This is a genomic window from Actinomadura opuntiae, assembly GCF_030283205.1.
Lineage (GTDB): Bacteria > Actinomycetota > Actinomycetes > Streptosporangiales > Streptosporangiaceae > Spirillospora.
Window position 1 is genome coordinate 199999 of the sequence record NZ_JASNWF010000005.1, and the last position, 16200, is coordinate 216198.

The 16200-nt window shown below is 67.4% G+C and carries 17 protein-coding genes; 6 read left to right on the plus strand and 11 right to left on the minus strand.

Annotated features, from left to right (window positions below; all coding sequences use genetic code 11):
• The first annotated feature begins 271 nt into the window (after window positions 1-271).
• Together QP089_RS12185 and QP089_RS12190 are read left to right on the plus strand one after the other, a co-directional pair.
• Window positions 272-643 carry a hypothetical protein gene (locus tag QP089_RS12185; protein WP_285911642.1) on the plus strand — a complete coding sequence of 124 codons (372 nt, stop codon included), beginning with the start codon at window positions 272-274 and terminating at the stop codon, window positions 641-643.
• Complete coding sequence (locus QP089_RS12190) at window positions 640-2913, plus strand: ricin-type beta-trefoil lectin domain protein (protein ID WP_285911643.1); 2274 nt, start codon at window positions 640-642, stop codon at window positions 2911-2913. Before QP089_RS12185 ends, QP089_RS12190 begins: the two co-directional genes overlap by 4 nt.
• Before the next feature lie 393 nt (window positions 2914-3306).
• Here the strand turns inward: QP089_RS12190 and QP089_RS12195 are convergent, their stop codons facing one another.
• Together QP089_RS12195 and QP089_RS12200 are read right to left on the minus strand one after the other, a co-directional pair.
• Window positions 3307-3639, minus strand: a complete 333-nt coding sequence (locus QP089_RS12195) for a hypothetical protein (protein WP_285911644.1) — start codon at window positions 3637-3639, stop codon at window positions 3307-3309.
• A 297-nt stretch (window positions 3640-3936) separates the two neighbouring features.
• Entirely contained in the window at window positions 3937-4791 is an 855-nt protein-coding gene (locus tag QP089_RS12200) for an alpha/beta fold hydrolase (RefSeq protein ID WP_353070575.1), read from the minus strand.
• Between the two features lie 397 nt (window positions 4792-5188).
• Here QP089_RS12200 and QP089_RS12205 point away from each other — a divergent pair, with 397 nt between their 5' ends.
• Complete coding sequence (locus QP089_RS12205) at window positions 5189-5626, plus strand: nuclear transport factor 2 family protein (protein WP_285911646.1); 438 nt, start codon at window positions 5189-5191, stop codon at window positions 5624-5626.
• A gap of 636 nt (window positions 5627-6262) precedes the next feature.
• Here the strand turns inward: QP089_RS12205 and QP089_RS12210 are convergent.
• The 4 genes from QP089_RS12210 to QP089_RS12225 form a co-directional block, all read right to left on the minus strand.
• Window positions 6263-6442 carry a hypothetical protein gene (locus QP089_RS12210; RefSeq protein WP_285911647.1) on the minus strand — a complete coding sequence of 60 codons (180 nt, stop codon included), beginning with the start codon at window positions 6440-6442 and terminating at the stop codon, window positions 6263-6265.
• A 522-nt stretch (window positions 6443-6964) separates the two neighbouring features.
• Window positions 6965-7090, minus strand: coding sequence for a hypothetical protein (locus tag QP089_RS12215; RefSeq protein ID WP_285911648.1), 126 nt, complete (start codon window positions 7088-7090; stop codon window positions 6965-6967).
• A 493-nt stretch (window positions 7091-7583) separates the two neighbouring features.
• Window positions 7584-7973 carry a PPOX class F420-dependent oxidoreductase gene (locus tag QP089_RS12220; protein ID WP_285911649.1) on the minus strand — a complete coding sequence of 130 codons (390 nt, stop codon included), beginning with the start codon at window positions 7971-7973 and terminating at the stop codon, window positions 7584-7586.
• 104 nt (window positions 7974-8077) lie between these two features.
• On the minus strand, window positions 8078-8704 hold the full coding sequence (locus QP089_RS12225) for a dihydrofolate reductase family protein (protein WP_285911650.1): 627 nt from the start codon (window positions 8702-8704) through the stop codon (window positions 8078-8080).
• A 104-nt stretch (window positions 8705-8808) separates the two neighbouring features.
• Here QP089_RS12225 and QP089_RS12230 point away from each other — a divergent pair, with 104 nt between their 5' ends.
• Window positions 8809-9378, plus strand: coding sequence for a TetR/AcrR family transcriptional regulator (locus QP089_RS12230; RefSeq protein WP_285911651.1), 570 nt, complete (start codon window positions 8809-8811; stop codon window positions 9376-9378).
• Window positions 9379-10177: 799 nt separating this feature from the next.
• On the opposite strand, the gene QP089_RS12235 is transcribed toward QP089_RS12230, so the two are convergent.
• From QP089_RS12235 to QP089_RS12245, 3 genes are all read right to left on the minus strand, one after another.
• Window positions 10178-10408, minus strand: coding sequence for a hypothetical protein (locus QP089_RS12235; protein ID WP_285911652.1), 231 nt, complete (start codon window positions 10406-10408; stop codon window positions 10178-10180).
• A 368-nt stretch (window positions 10409-10776) separates the two neighbouring features.
• A complete protein-coding gene (locus QP089_RS12240) occupies window positions 10777-12150 on the minus strand; it encodes a lipase family protein (RefSeq protein ID WP_285911653.1) in 1374 nt (457 codons plus the stop codon).
• A 74-nt stretch (window positions 12151-12224) separates the two neighbouring features.
• Window positions 12225-12692 (minus strand): MarR family winged helix-turn-helix transcriptional regulator, encoded by a 468-nt coding sequence (locus tag QP089_RS12245; protein ID WP_285911654.1) that lies wholly within the window; start codon window positions 12690-12692, stop codon window positions 12225-12227.
• 101 nt (window positions 12693-12793) lie between these two features.
• Here QP089_RS12245 and QP089_RS12250 point away from each other — a divergent pair, with 101 nt between their 5' ends.
• Window positions 12794-14008 carry an amidohydrolase family protein gene (locus QP089_RS12250; protein WP_285911655.1) on the plus strand — a complete coding sequence of 405 codons (1215 nt, stop codon included), beginning with the start codon at window positions 12794-12796 and terminating at the stop codon, window positions 14006-14008.
• Between the two features lie 12 nt (window positions 14009-14020).
• On the opposite strand, the gene QP089_RS12255 is transcribed toward QP089_RS12250, so the two are convergent.
• Window positions 14021-14305 carry a DUF1905 domain-containing protein gene (locus tag QP089_RS12255; protein ID WP_285911656.1) on the minus strand — a complete coding sequence of 95 codons (285 nt, stop codon included), beginning with the start codon at window positions 14303-14305 and terminating at the stop codon, window positions 14021-14023.
• A 26-nt stretch (window positions 14306-14331) separates the two neighbouring features.
• The gene (locus QP089_RS12260) at window positions 14332-14688 is read right to left on the minus strand and encodes a VOC family protein (RefSeq protein ID WP_285911657.1); all 357 of its coding nucleotides are present in this window, start codon (window positions 14686-14688) and stop codon (window positions 14332-14334) included.
• Between the two features lie 280 nt (window positions 14689-14968).
• Here QP089_RS12260 and QP089_RS12265 point away from each other — a divergent pair, with 280 nt between their 5' ends.
• Window positions 14969-16183, plus strand: coding sequence for an MFS transporter (locus QP089_RS12265; protein ID WP_285911658.1), 1215 nt, complete (start codon window positions 14969-14971; stop codon window positions 16181-16183).
• Window positions 16184-16200: the final 17 nt, after the last annotated feature.

Below are 16200 nucleotides of genomic sequence, written 5' to 3' on the forward strand. Positions count from 1 at the left end.
CATCCGCCACTGGCCGTATCTGGCCATAGTTACTGATCTTGACTTCTACAGTGAGCGATGCAAAGAATCTCGCAATGTTCGATATCAAAATCCCGGAAGGCTATCTGTGAGCAGTCGATTTTGCCTCAGATCGGCAATGCCCTGGTTGACGGCCCTCGTGGCAACCCTCGTTTTGGCCGGCGGTTGGGCGGTGCACGCCGCCGCGGCTACGGCTGCGCCGACTCCCCGGACGGCACCTGGTGCGCTCCAAGCCGGTGAAGAGGTCCCCGCCGTGGAGGACGGCGCCTACCCCGACGCCGACAAGATCGAACAAGACCGAGGGATCACCGTCATCGCCGGGAACGGCCTGATCGTCCTTACCGACTGCGGCCCGGACGGCCTGATCCAGGTCCGCAGCAACACCCAAGGTCTCATCTGTTTCAAGGCCCGCACCTGGCCGGGCACGGAGGCGTTCGTCACCGTGAAGATCCCCGAGGCGTACCTCATCAAGGGCGACGAACACCAGGTCAAGGCCAAGCTCACCACTGAACAGGGTGAGACCAAGACCTACGACATCACCAAGAACGAGTGGACCCCGGTCGGCGAAGGAAGCGACCCCAACCTTCCCCCCGAGACCCTTATCGAACTGCGGGCCAAGGCATGAGAATCCTGTCTCGTGCCGCAGGTCGCCTCGCTCTCGCCACCGCCGCCGCCACGGCCGCTGCCGCCGTCGCGGCCGGTGCGCTGACCACCGCTCCGGCCCAGGCCGTCAACGGCGATGCCGTCCCCTCGGGCAGCCAGACCTTCGTCGCCCGCGTACAGGTCGGCTCACAACGTTCCTGTTCTGGGGCGCTGGTCGCCGCCAACTGGGTGCTGACCGCCAAGTCCTGCTTCCCCGCACCGGGCGTCCGCGCAAAGTCGAACGGCCTCAAGGCGCCTCGCGTCAAGCTGAGCGCCGCCGGCCCCCAGAAGCTGCCGTCCGACAAGACCGTAGTGACCGTTGGAGCCGTAGATCTCACCCAGACCGGTGGTGTCCGCGCCCAGGTCACTGACATGGTGGAACACCCCGACCGAGACCTTGTCCTCCTCGAGTTCGACGCCTGGATCTACAACATCCCGCCGATCGCGATCGGCGCCGCACCCACGGCCGGCGAGAAGCTCAGCGCCACCGGCTACGGCCGTACGACCGACACGTGGGTTCCCGACACCGCGCACACCACCGCCGTCACCGCTGGAACGCCCACCGCCGACACGTTCGCTGTGACCGGAGACGGTGACAGGGCCCCAGTCTGCAAGGGCGACGCGGGCGGCCCGACGTTCCGGGAACGCGACGGCAAGCCCGAACTCGTCGCCGTTCACCGCACCACCGGACTGCGCGGCTGTGTCGGCGCGCCCGAAACCGCCACGGCAGGAGCCACCGAGACCCGCGTCGACGACCTGGCCTCCTGGATCGCCTCCTCCACCGACCGCACATCTCTTCCCGCCTCGGCCGACCGCTGGATCAAGCCGACCGGATACATGTGCACCAACAAGAATGGCGGCCGACTGCGCTGGGACGGACGGTACCTGTCGGTCCTGGACCGGGGCGGCCACACCCGCGGCGCCCCCATCACCGACAACCCGGGCAGCGAGTACCTGCACTTCCACCACGACGGCAATCTCGTCGTCTGGAAGGGCGACCAGGCACAATGGGCAAGCAATACCAGCGGCCATCCGGGTGCACGGCTGGTGTGCGATGACGACTGGGGCGTGTCGATCGTCGACAGCGACGGCAAGTTCCTGTGGCAGTCCGGCACCGGTCCTGTCATTCACGCGCAAACAGAATTGGAGTACCGCAGCAAGGCTCAGCCCACGCCGCTGTGCACGTCCATCGACAACCAGATGCGGTTGATGTGGAGCGGTGGTTATCTGGGCGTCTATGACATCAACGGCAAACCACGCGGCAGGACTCTGAACTGGTACTCGGCCGGAGACAGGGTTCACTTCCACGGCGACGGAAACCTGGTTGTCTGGAATGGCAACCAACAAACATGGTATTCGCAGACCAACGGCCACTCGAACGCCCAACTGTTCTGTCAGAACGACGGTGACGTGCTCATCCGCGACGGAAACACGATGCTGTGGCGCTCCGGCACCTCAGCGCAGATCGCTGCGAAGGCGAACTTCCATCTCGGCAACACCCTTGGCTACGCCTGCGTCAGCCCTGATACCAGAACCAAGATGTACTGGTACACCGGCGAGTTCATGGCCTCCGACGGATGGCGTAGCGGCTCAGAAGGTGCCGCGGAAGGCTGGGAGACGTGGTTCCAGTCCGACGGAAATCTGGTGATGCGCGACAAGACCGGCGCCATAAAATGGGCCTCGAAAACGGCAGGACACCCCAACGCCTTCCTCCGCTGTCAAGACGACGGAAACATCGCCATCGTCGACGGAACCGCGAAACTGTGGGACACCAACAGTCGGCCCACGGGAGTGATCCGCGCCAACCTCACAGCCCAGAGGTGCATCACCACCGACCCGGAAGTGTCAACGACCTGGATCGTGTCAACCGGTGACTGCGGCCAGGTCGGCCCTCCGGACCCGTGGACAATTGAGCCCGACGGTCCCATACACGGGGTATTCGAAAACGGCTGTCTCGACATTCAGGGAGCCTCGACCGCCGACAAGGCCAAGATAATCCTGTACAAGTGCACGGGTGCAGCCAATCAGGTCTGGAAGCGCGGAGCCAACGGTTCCCTGCTCAACCCGATTTCGGGCAAGTGCCTCGACATTCCCGGTAGCTCAACTGTGGAGTGGACCAAATTGCAACTGTACACGTGCAACGGGTCCGCCGCTCAACGCTGGACCCTGCCCGTTCCGAAGAAGCCAGGAGAAATCGATCCCGTCGCCCTGAAATTCCTGAAGCAGAACCAGGCCCTTCGAACACGAAGGTGACCGTGTAAGTCGGCAACCGATTGACGAGTCCTCTCCGCAGTGCGCGGCGAGGACCCGTCAATCGGCCGTCTAGGCTCTGAGCTAGTAGGACCAGACGCTGACACCCGCGTAGAATGGACACCATTCGGCGGGGCCGGTCCATTCGCGAGTGAGATAGTGGCACACGGTTAGCCTTAGGGATGCCTCTGGTGACGATGACATTAAGGGCGACGGTTCGAGCGTTTTCAGGTCTGGGCGTATTCAAACCTTTTTCGGGCTGGGCGATGGAGCGGTCGGACGCTCGGCAGCTCAAGACATCCTGACCTCGCACGACAACACCGCATACGGCTAGCGGTTGATCACCGGCCTGGCCACCGGACAACTGTCCGATGCGGACCTGACCTGGGCCAAATCCTACGAACGGGCCACCTTCGACGAACCCGCCAACATCAACCCGACCCGTCTCCCCCGCTTTGTGCCAGCCGCGGACGGTGGCCCGGTCGGGCACGCGGAATGATCAACGCGATACAGCACCGCTACACCGTGCTGCGTTAAATGAAACTCATACCGTTTGCCGATGACCGGCTCCGACCGGAACCCATGCCGCTCGTACCAGGCGATAAGTCCACGCAGCCAGGTGTCGTCGCCGACGATGGGCTCGACGCACAGACGCAGGTCGACGCGCAGCCAGTCGACCATCGCGGTGATGTCGGCGCCCAGGTCCGGGCTGGAAAATGAGTGAACCACTTCACGTCCTCAACCTGGCCGTCGTATCCGGCTGAACCCAACCGACGTCGGAGTGGCTAATCTCGTGGGTTCGACCGGACTTCCGTACGTGGGCTCAGGCGGCGATGAAGCCTCTGTCGGCACCGGTCACAAAGCTGGAGCGGGACGATGCCCGGCGGGCCGCCCTCGACGGCGAGGACCTTGGCGAGCTGGGGCAACGCCCCTTGGACGCCGCGTACGCGACGTCCTCTAGCTGGCAGATGGTGGTCTCCCACGCGGAGTCGGGCGGCGCCCGGCCTGGGGGCGCCGCCCTCCCGGTCACTTGACCTGCGCGGCGACGCGCTGGATGGCCTGGACGGCGATCGCGGGCTGGTCGACGTAGATGTAGTGCTGGCTGTTCGTTGCGGTACTCAGCTTGCTGCGGCTGGAGATCGCGAGCCACTTGCGCTGGCCCGCCGACCAGTCCCGCTCCAGACGCGGCCCGTACCCGGAAACCGCCGCGAGATACTTCTTCCCGTGCTGGATGACCTCCACCGGAATGTTCCCGGCGGAGCGGACCTGCCCATCGGCGATGGCGAGCTTTTCCGGGTTGTTCCCCGCGTCGACCGCCAGAGTCTGCGCGCGCAGCTGGGCTGCGGGGCCGGTCGCGGACGCGGGGATCCCCTTCGTGACGTCGGCGACCGAGTTCGGCGTCGTCGCGTCCATCAGGACAAGTCCCTTGACCATGTCGCGATGATCGGGCGCGTACCTGGCGGCGATCATCCCGCCGAGCGAGTGCCCGGCCAGGACGACCGGACGGCCGGCGGTGACCCGGGCGAGCACCGCGGTCAGGACCTTCCCCGAGTCGGCGATGGTCTGCGGTCCCCTCGGCTTGTCGCTCTTGCCCTCGCCGAGCCGGTCGTAGATGCAGACCCAGTTCTTCTCGCTCAGCGTTTTCTGGAGAGCGGCCATCTTGTCCATTCCGTCGCCCAGGCCGGGCATCAGCATGATGACCGGCTTGCCCTCCATCGCGTCCCCCGTGCAGGACACGTTCACCGAATAGCCCGCGACGTTGATCTTCTTGGTCCCGGCGAGCAGGCCGTTGTGGAATGCGCCGGAGTCGTCGTCGCAGCCGGTGAGGCCCGCCCCCGCCACCGCGCAGCAAACGGCGGCCACAACGGTCTTCTTGAGCATGCGAAACACGATGTCCTCCAGTGAAGATTTCGCGCCGACCGGAATGGCGCGGCCACGGAGAGAACGCTATGGATCCGGCTGGTCGGGCATCATCCCCGCATGGTGGACATTCACGGGTAGCTCGGACGGGGGACAACCACCACGGCGGCGCCGGCACCGCACACGCTGAAACGCGGTTCGCCCAGGTCAGGCGAACCGTCGACGAGGAGGAAGCCACAAGCTCACGCGCAGCCCCCGGCGTTCGTCTTCCGCGCAGACGTGATGGTCGGCGCGTACGCGGGCGGCTGCGACGCTGCCGCCCCAGGGCGCGGGCGCAGCGGCCGGTGCGTCAGGGCAGCTGCCTGACGGAACGGTGGAGGCCGTTGACCGGAAACGAGAACACGTTACAGTTTGCGTCATGACCGCAGTCACTTGGGACGCGCCGGACGGCGACCACCCCGCGCGCCGGGCGGTGCGCGCGGCGATGGCCGCGGCCGCCGGCGGGCGCAAGCAGGAATGGCTCGCGCTGTTCGCCCCGGACGCCGTCATCGAGGACCCCGTCGGCCCCTCGATGCTCGATCCCGAGGGCAAGGGGCGCCGGGGGCCGGACGGTATCGAGCGGTTCTGGGACGAGAACATCGCCCGCGTGCGGAAGTTTCACTTCCGGGTGAGCGACTCGTTCGCCAACGGTTCCGCCTGCGCCAACGTCGTCACCATCACCGCGACGCTGGACGGTGGGACCACCATGACGATCGACTGCCTGACCGTCTACACGGTCGATGACGATGGCCTGATCACCTCGTTCCGCGCCCACTGGGAACCGGATCGCGTAATGGCCACCCTGACCTCGCCGTAGGGCGCGCGGACTCGACATCGGGCCATGCGCGCTTCTCGCTGCGATCGCGGAAGTTGCCGAAACTACGTCCGCGCAGGGTCCTCCATGTCCATGACCAGGTTCCGCACCGCCTGCGTCACTCGTGAGGCGGTCGGGTAGGCGGTAGTGCCCAGAACGCGGACACGACGGGTGCGGTGCCCGATGACCGCCGACACGTACATGCGGACGCCGGAGAGGGTCTTTAGGAAGTCACACGCCAGAAGCGCCCCGGCCTGGGAACGCAGCAACCCGGCCCGGGCGGTGCCGGCGCAAGCCCATGTCCGGCCGCACCACCAACCGCATCCGCCGCAGTGAACCGCACCCTCTTCCCGCCCAGCTGACGCTTCAGCGCAGCGATCTCATGCCGCAACACCAACTCTCAGCATCCTTGCGCCGAGCGGAGCACAGCCGCACATCATCGCGCGACGACCGCCTCGTCGCGGCACATCCCTGCGACTGATCAAACCCCGCGCCGGAGCCCACTCCCTGCACGTCCCACCTGCATGGACGTAGTTTTCGGCAGACACAGCGCCATGTCAGTGCCTGGTCGTACGGATCGACGGCCTCATTGATGCCGTTAGAAGGCCTCACGATGACACGGTCGGGGAGCCCGACGCGTCACTTGCTCGGTTCGGGAGCCTTGCAGGAAGCGGTGGGGTTGAGACCGATGTAGTTGAGCGGACCGGAGACCAGGGTGATTCCGATGGTGGCGGATTTGGCGCAGCTGCCGTCGTATTGGGTGTAGTAGTGGCGCTGTCCCGCAGCGAGCGCTCCGATGATCAGCCAGGCGACGAGCATCCATCGTCCGGACCGCATCGTTACCTCCGGTGACCGCGTCGCCGACCCTGGGGTACGACAGTAACGACAAGATCGTGCATAGTTAAGCAAGTCGGCCAGGTGTGTCATCTAACCGACGTCTGGACACCGGATCCAGCCGGGTTGCACCGCTTCAGAAGTAGACGTCCAGCTCAAGCGCGTTGGGGTCCGAGTTCGGGGCCCTGGATGCCGCCCAACCCAGCGACAGCCTGACCCGACGACCATCCCCGCGTTGGCCCGCAACGCGATCTCGCGCGCCAGGTGAGTGCGTCCAGGCAGGCGACCAGCAGGCACTCTTTGCTCTGGCGCTCGTCGTGGCGGGGTCCGAGGCGGATCGAGATCTCGTCGCAGCGCACCATATGCGCGAGTGTGAGTAGGGTCCGGATCCGCAGGTTGACCCGCTCGACCGCGGTGGCGGCACGCCTCAGTACGCCACGCATGGCGTACCCGGTCAACGATCAACCAGTTCGGCGCAGCGGTGCACCGCGATCGCGTGCGCGACCATCAGGGGTCCCCGGAGTACTCGGGAAAGGTCGGGCGGATATGGGTGCGCTCCAGGGTCTCGACCCACTGGATCAGCGCGTTGAGCTGTTTTTCCGTGTCTTCGCGGGCCTGGACGCCGACGTCCACTCGACCCACGGTCCCGTCGCTATGAACGCCACCAGGGCCCCCGCCCCGGAGCCCTTGCCCAATGGCGAGCCAGACGATCGAGTTCCCCGACAACTCGTCGATGCCTGGCGCGCCCGTCAGGACGACACGATCGCATAGACGTCGCAAGGTCCGGTGAACCCGCTTGGACAGGCCCTCGGCCATTGACCACCCGGCGACCGTGAGAACTGAGGCAGGAGCCCACAGGAGGTCCCATCGGCGTGGGTCAGTCCCGAACGCGACGAGTTGCACCACCACGATGACGGGAGCCATGGATCAGGCGAGCATGTTCAGGGACCGGCTCGGCCCGTAAGGCGTCCAGCATCATCAATGTGATCGCGACCGTGAGAAGCAGGACCGTTTGTTCACCGGTTTGAGTGACTGCCGCGGGATCGTCGGGGTGGTGATGTCAAGGGCCATGAGTGAAGGGCGGGCTGGGGTGCGGTTCGGACGGCAGCTCCCCCGGCGCGGGACTTCACACGGCGCGGCTCGTGCGGGGTCCGTCCAGCCCCCAGGTGACGATCTTGGTCGGGTTGATCTTGATGATTTCTCGGGATAGGCCGGGCCGGGGCGGGTCCTGGTCGGTCAGCGCCACCGCGGTGCCTCGGATCTCGATGCCCCGGGGCGCCCACGGGTCGACCGTCGCCAGGTCGTCCACGACGAAGGCGACCGTGCTGCCCCGCTGGACGTTCCGGAACTTCTTGGACGCGCCCAGCGCGCCGCCGCCGATGACGACCGTGCCGGTGTCGGCGTCGACGAAGAAGTTGGTCGGGTTGTTCTGCACCTGCCCGTCGGGCGAGACGGTGGCCAGCCGTCCGATGTGCTGCGTGGCCAGGTAGTCGAGCTCCGCCTGGGTGAAGATCATGAACGTTGGTCCTTCGGTTCGTTGCGCGGCGGCGGTTGCATCAGGGACAGATGAGTTGAATGTCGGTTCTGTCGGAGCCGGCGTCGGTTTGCCCCCAGGGGACCTCACTGGCCGGTGTCGCGGCCGGTTTCGCTGAGGTCGGCGAGCCGGTCGTAGGTGAGGAAGGCGGCGCCGCTGGCGAGCACGGTGTGGTCGGTCAGTTCCCAGGTGCGCGGGTCGAAGGCGGCCGTGCGGGAGAACAGCGGGATGCCGGTGCCGATGGTCAGCGGGCCCATCTTCAGAATGAGCCGGTCGATCTCGCCGTACAGGGCGCCGGCGAGTTCGCCACCGCCGACCAGCCAGATGTCCTTGCCGTCCTCGCGCTTGAGTTCCCGGACCTTCTCGGTGGGATCGGTGGAGAGAAGTTCGACGGCAGGGTCCGGGCTCTCGGTGAGGGTCCGGGAGAAGACCAGGTGCCGCAGATGCGGATAGGCGTTGGTGAGCCCGGCCTTCAGCCCGATCTCATAGCACCGGCGTCCTTCCACGACGGTGTCGAAGTGGGTGCCCTCGGCCGTGACCGACAGCGCCGTGCGGGCCGGTCCGGGCAAGGTCTCGGGATAGTGGGCGACGAGGTGCTCGATGTAGTCGGCGGGGATGGGCCAGAAGCCGTCCGGGCCGCTGGGGTCGGCGCCGTCCGGGCCGGCGATGAAGCCGTCGAGGGTGGTGGCGATGTAGTACACGAGCTTTCGCAAGAAGACGCCCTTCGGAAGACTGCAATCGTAGTACTGTGCATGGAGTGATTTGAAGTTAGTACTTCACTTGCAGTGGTGTCAAGTGTTCTTCGTGGAGGTTTCCCATGCGGCAGAACCCGGCCCGGCGCACCGCGCTCCTGGACGCCGCCATCGACGTCCTGGCCCGGGAGGGCTCACGCGGCCTGACGCTGCGCGCGATCGACAAGCAGGCGGGCGTACCCACCGGCACCGCCTCCAACTACTTCGCCAACCGGGACGAGCTGCTGGCCCAGGTGATGCGCCGCACCCGCGAGCGCCTCACGCCCGATCCCGAGGCGCTCGCCGAGACGATGAAGCAGGCACCGTCGCACGAGCTGGTCGCCGAACTCATGCGCCAGCTGCTGACCCGGATGCGCAACGACCGCGCCGGCAACCTCGCCATGCTGGAACTGCGCCTTGAGGCCACCCGCCGCGCCGACCTGAACGCCGAGCTCAGCGGCTTTCTCACCGCGGAGAACCGGGAGATCGTCGACTACCACGTCAACGCCGGACTGCCCGGCGACCGCACCGGCGTCGCCCTGCTCTACTTCGCCATGTCCGGACTGCTCGTGGACGACCTCACCGCCCCCGCCCTCCTGGAGCCCTACCCGATCGACGACCTCATCGAGCAGATGGTGAACCGCCTCCTGCGCTGAGGCCGAGGCCACCTCAACGGCGGCCCGCCACCCCACCGCAAGCCTTGAGGTGTTGCCAGAACTCATGAACACGGCAACCGGACGAACAGAGGTGTTGCCCCAAACTCATCGACAAACGTTGCCGCTAGACGCGGACGAACCAATCAATGCAGTCACGCCCGACAGCCAGACGCTGGCGGCCAGATGCAACGACAGCGGACCGGCGCCATCGCGATGAAGACAGGTCGGCACGGCGGTCATTACCGCGGCACTCACGGCGGTGACCTACCAGAAACGCGTCGAGAAGAGCCGCGTACTTTCGATGGAAAAGCCGCCGGCGCTGCGCCCCGTCTGATGCGTCGCGCCCAGCCCACCCGGCGTATCCCGACCTCTCAGCGCCCGAGTGGCAACGTATCGCGCCGCTGGGTAGCGCTGGAACATCGATTCCGGCCACACCCAGTCACGCCCTGCTCACCGATCAAACCGGCGGACCCGTCCTTCCCGGCTCAGCGCCGCCGAATGCGGCAGCGCGCCTCCCGTTCCGCCGGGCCCGAGCTTAGAATTTCCGCCGCCACACACGGCGCCATGGGGCTGCACGGGAACGGGGTTTCATGCGGACAACTCGGCATGGAATGACGTTCAGAGTGCAGCCCTGGCCGGGCGTCAGGTTTACCGCGTGTGCGGCTCAACCCGATGGCGGGTGCATCCCATCCCCGCGTTACCGGGACGATCTGCGCTGAGAGGCCGCTTTTTACGGGCGAATGCCGGCCCTGCCGGTCGTCTTCGGGAGGTGGTCAGGGCCGGCGGTGGGCCTGCCGGTTCAGCTGGTCAGGCGTTGCCGGAGAAGGCCCTTGGCCTGCTCGGCGCCCTTTCGGCTTTCGTTTTGCGCGCGGCGGAAGAAGTCGGCCAGTTCCTGGTCGCCGTCGCGTTCGGCGTCGGCGATGTAGGTCTCCAGGCGCAGCGCGTTACTCAGGCACGCCTCGGCGAACCAGATGATGTTGTAGTCCTTGTCCTTGGTTCCGGTGACCTGCCCGGTCTCGTCGCTCGCCATCGTGCTGCCCTTCTTCTGGTGATCAGCTGGGTCTGCGTCCTGCCTGCTGGTATGGCACCGTGATCGCTCCGGACTGCCCGGAAACGCCGAGCCAGAATGCGGTCGATGACCACGGTTGCGGGCCGGGATCGGCCGCCTCCCCCGGGCAACATCCTGACCCGTCACCGGCGCATACCCGGCGGCCTGCCGCCTAACCTCACGCGATCCGATGCCGTTCTTCCTTCCTGCTCAGCGGTTACAAAGTCCTTGTCGGGCGCGGAAGATCACGTGTCGGCTCCCGCTTTGGCGTGGTGGAGGCCGGCACGGATGGTGGCGTCGTCTTTCAGGTGGCCGTGGCAGGCTTCGCGCACCGCGGTGGTGGCCGGGGTTCAGCAGGTGTTCTTGGGGGGCTGGCCGGCGAAGCGGTCCGTCAGGAAGGTCATGACGTCACCGTTCCTGGTCACCATCTCCAGGGCGTGCTCGCCGACCCAGTCGCGGACGGTCTGCACGGTGGCGCCCTTGGCGCACCAGTCCTTGGTGAGTTTGTCGGCCTGCCCGACCGGGACGATCTCGTCGGTGTTCGCGTGGTAGTTGAAGACCGGCGTCTTCGGCGCGGCACCGCCCATTGTGTTGGCCTTCAGGACGGCTTGGACGCGCGGCACGGACAGCGGGTCCGGCACCGTGCTGTACTGCGACAGCTTCTTGAACGCGAATCGGGTCAGCAGATCCGTCAGGCACTTTCCCTTGGCTTCCTGAAGCGCTTTGCGTCCCTCATCGTTCATCAGCGGGCCGATGTCCATCTCCGGGTATTCGGTCGCGAGGCTCGTGGCGGCAGCGGCTTCGAAGCCCGAGAAAACTCCGCCATCAAGGGACCGCGCCACCGCCTCCGGGTCTGCCGGGGTGCCGCCCATTGCGGCGCCCTTCAGTTCTATCTCCGGTGCGTAGGACGGTTGCATCTGCGCGGCCCAACCGGTGGCCTGCGCGCCGCCGGAATAGCCGTTCAGCGCCCACGGATTGTCCTTGCCGAGACCGGAGATATTGGTGAGGCTCTTCACCGCGCGGATGCCGTCGAGCACGGCGTACGCGGTCTGCGGGCCGGCCATGAACACCGACTTGGGGCCTTCGTGGTCGGGCATGGCGACCGCCCAGCCCTTGTCGAGCATCGATCCGGACAGCAGGGCGCCCATGCCGGCGACGGCGTCCCCGGAGGCCAGGCCGTAGGAGGGGCTGCACTGCGTCCCGGTGGAGTCCTCGGGGGCCTGCACCGACACGATCGGCCGGGCGCCCGTCCCCGTCCACGCCTTCTTCGGGACGATCAGGCTGGTGACGTCCAGTTGCGGCGCCATGTGCGAGTCGTTGCTCCGGTAGGACACCTGCCACGCGTCGGCCTTGCCGTCCAGGTCGGCGATCTTCGGCGTGATCTTGCGGGTGCCGACGACCTGGCCCGGCGCGTACGTGCCGATGTTCGCGGGCGCGGCGTAGAACGGGTCCTGGTCGGGCGGGACGGACCCCGGCGCCGGATCGGCGGCGTGGGCGGGCGCGGCGAGCACGGCGGCGGCGAATGCGGAGGCCAGAGGCAGCGTCGAGGCGGCGACGAGCGCTCTCCTGGCGGCGGACGAGACGGGATGCATCGGCTCTCCGGGGGGGGTGGAAGGCAGAATCGATGTCCCGAACTGTGTCCTGTATTCCAGATCTTCAGATAGGTGGCCGACCGCAAATTCCGCGGTGCCGGTAGGCAACTCGGTGACAACCGGCGCGGTCACTCCGTAGAGACGTCACGCCGCGAGCTCAATCGGTGGATGACGAGCGCGGTGGGCTTGGTCTGCTTTCGGCTTGTTCAGTCGTGTCTTGCGGTCTGCTTCCTGGACCATGCGGAGGCGTCGGCGCCGTAGCGGACCAGGAGGCGCGCGAACTGGATCTGTTCCTCCGGCGACCAGGCAGCGGTGATCTCCTGGAACGCTTTTCGCTGTTCGGCGGCGAAGCGCTTGCGTTCGGCCTCGCCGCGCTCGGTGAGTTCGAGCACGGTGCGGCGTCCGTCGGACTGGGACGCCGCACGGCGCAGCAGCCCCTCCTCTATGCAGGCGGCGACGGTCCGGCTGGCCACCGGCTGGGCGACGCCCATCTCGGCAGCGAGGCCACCGACGGTCGTCTCGCCCGGTGCATCGGCGATCACGTTGAGGACGAGATTGCGGGAGAGGTCCTTGCTCGAAGCCGGTGCGCGTCGTCGCAGACGTGACAGCGCCGGGCCGATCTGGTCCAGCACCAGGTCGTCGGGGGGCCGCTCAGAGGAGGTCGCGCTGCTCATGCGCCTGAGTGTAGGCCGCACCCGCCCATTTGCATACCCGCATGCAAGTACATAGCATTAGGTATGTAAATGCCACGAGCGAGGGAACGAGGCGGACTGCCATGACACTCACCGCGATCACCGACGCCCGGGTCTTCGACGGGGAGAAGGCCCTCGGCGTGCAGACCGTGGTCATCGACGGCGCACGGATCGTCCAGGTCGGCGGCGATGCTCCCCCGGACGCCGAGATGGTCGACGGCAGGGGCGCCACGCTGCTGCCGGGGCTCATCGACGCCCACGTCCACTCCGCCCCAGGCTCCCTGGCGCTCGCCCTGCGGTTCGGGGTGACGACCGAGCTGGAGATGCAGGGAATGAACACCCGGGAGAACCGGGGGCTCATCACCGACGACGACACCGTGGCCGACGTGCGTTCCTCCGGCTTCGCCATCACCCCGCCCGGCGGTCACCCGAGCGAGCTGATGCCCGAAGGATTCCGGCCGAAGTGGGGCCTTCCGCCGGTGATGCCCCTGATGCCGTTCTCCACCACTCCGGAGGAGGCGGCCGCCTTCGTCCCCCAGCTCCTCGCCCGGGGTTCCGACTTCATCAAGTTCATGATCGACGACGGCAGCGTGGAGGGACATCCCGGGCTGCCGTCGCTCGACCAGGCCACCGTGAACGCCGGTGTGGCGGAGGCCAAGAAGTACGGTGCCCTCACCGTGGCCCACGCGCTGACCGTGGAGGCCACCAGGATGGCCGCCGAAGCGGGCGTCGACGGCCTCACCCATGTGTTCATGGACCAGCCGCACACCGCCGAGATCATCGACCTCATCAAGGGCGCGGGCATGTTCGTCATTCCCTGCATCAGCCTCAACGCCTCGATGATGGGGATCACCGGCAGCGCACTCGCCGACGACCCCCGGGTCGCCGCCCGCCTCGACGACAAGTGGGACAAGACCCTGCGCTCCAGCTACAACCGCTACCCGCAGGGCAAGCTCGACGACGTGTACGACACCGTGCGCGCCCTGGACGCCGCCGGTGTCGACGTGCTGGCCGGCACCGACGTCTCCATGCCCGAGACGTTCTTCGGGGGTCTGGCGCACGGAGCGAGCCTGCACCACGAACTGCAGTACCTCGTGGCCGCCGGCCTCACCCCCTCGCGAGCCTTGCGAGCGGCCACGGCGACCACGGCCCGCCGCTTCCGCCTCAGCGACCGGGGCCGCGTCGCCGAGGGGCTCCGCGCCGACCTCCTGCTGGTCGACGGCGACCCGACCAGCGACATCAGCGACACCCTCAACACCCGCACCATCTGGCGCCGCGGCACCCGCCTGGCGAAATGACCCGAGGCGGTGTCAGTTCAACCTTTCGGTGAGATGGACTTCGACCTCATCGCCCTCGTTCTTGCCGATGGCCTTGCGGATGGACGCGGCGACCGGGAGTTTGTGCGTACCGTCTCCCAGGGCCATGAAAGCCCCGGTGAAGGCCTGCCCATCGACGGTGCCGGCCACCTTGACCAGGCCGCGGGTGTGAAAGATCTCCGCCGAGCCCGGCAGTTGGACGCAGATCCAGGTGTCCCCTGGGCGAACCTTTCCCAGCTGAGCGGTGAAGGTGATGTCCAAGGGCCGGGGCTCTGCCATGTCCTGCTCCTTTCGCGTTGCCGGGCTCAGCGCCCTTGGCTTTCGTCGGCGTCCTCGATGTAGACGAGGCCGTTGCCGTCGGGGTCGGCGAAGGAGAACATCGGCGGCACGCCCTGCATCCGGACCACTTCGTCGTTGTGCAGGGTCGCACCGCTTTCACCGATCTTGACGTGGGCCTGCTGGGCATCGGAGGTGCCCAATCGGATCGCGACCGGAATCTGGCTGTCGGGTGGCAGCAACAGCAGGGAGACGCTCGACCCCGGCGGGACGACCTCGACCATCCGCGCCCCCGGCCAGACCTCCATGTCAGTGCGAAGCTCACACCCCAGCACCTCGGTGTAGAACTTCAACGCGGCGTCCTGGTCGGCCACGGGCACCGACACGCTCAACACTCTCGTTGTCATCATGTCCGGTAGACCTTGCCGCAGGCGGAAACTCATCGGCCGGCCGCCACCGGCAGCGCTTGGAGGATGCTCCTACTCGCTTTCCGATAAGGACCTGAGATATCTGCGGTTGCAACAATTGCCGATGCTCGCGTGCGCTTTATACCGTGTTGATCATTCCGAATTGGCGTTCGGCGAGGCGGTGATTCGGTGAATTGCGTCGGTCCGGGCTCCGGGCCGGACGGGTGACGTCGGTTCCCCACCGGCGGCGGAGGGGTTCGTGGTCTTCGGGACGCGCTTCGGTGATCTGCTGGCGCTTTCGGGTGTCCGGTTGCCCGTGTTGTCGGTGCTGGGACGGCTCCCCGCCGCGATCTGCCCGATCGGCACCCTGATGCTGGTCAGCGAGAACAGCGGCAGCGTCACGGCGGCGGGGACGGTGTCGGGCGTGCTCGCGCTGGGCCAGGCGGTGGGCGGTCCCGTGGTCGGCCGGCTGTCCGACCGGCGGGGGCAGCGTCTCGTCGTCTCCATCGCCTCGGTGCTCAATGCGGTGGCCATCGTCCTGCTCGTCGCCGCCGCGCTGTCGGACCGGCCGCTCGCCGTCCAGGCCGCGTGCGCCGGATGCGCGGGGGCCGTGACGCCGCAGATCGGGCCGCTGTCGCGGACGCGGTGGCTCACGCTGATCCGCGGGCATCGCGACGAGCGGCGGCTGGTCGCGGCCGCGCTGTCGGGGGACGGCACTCTCGACGAGATCTCCTTCACCGTGGGACCGGCGATCGCGGGCGTGCTGGCCGCGCTCGTCGATCCGGCGGCGGGGATGCTGCTGGCGGCCGTGCTGGTCGCCGGGTGCGGCGTCCCGTTCGCGCTGCATCCCGCCGGCCGTCCAGTGGCGTCGGGGAGGGCGGGCGGGGGCCTCACCCGCGACCGGACGCCGCTGCTGTCGGGCGGGCTGGTGATCTTGTGCGCCGGGATGGCCGCACAGGGCGTCTTCTACGGGTCGGTGCAGATCGGGCTGGCCGCGTTGACCGAGCAACTCGGGCACCCGGAGGGGGCCGGGCTGCTGTACGGGCTGATGGGCGGGGTGAGCGCGGCGGCAGGCCTGGCCGTGACGGTCTTCCCGGGACGGATCGACCTCACAGCGCGGCTCAAACTGACCGCTCTCGGCCTGGTCGCGGCGACGGTGCCGCTGCTCGCGGTGCACGGCATGCCCGGCCTCACCCTGGCGATGGCGCTGATCGGGCTGCCGATCGCCCCGTACGTCGTCACCCTGTTCGGCCTCGCCGAACGGACGGTGCCCCGCAGCCGCATGGGGGAGGCGATGTCCGTCCTGGTGGCCGGGATCATCGTCCCGCAGGCGATCGGCACCGTCCTCGCGGGCCGGCTGGCCGGCGCGCACGGCCCGTCCGCCGCGTTCGCCGTGACGTGCGCCGCGACGGTCATGGCCGCGCTCCTCGCCGCAGCCGCCGTCACCACCAGGCACTTCCCCCCGAACGCATGACGCAAGAAGACCGGCGC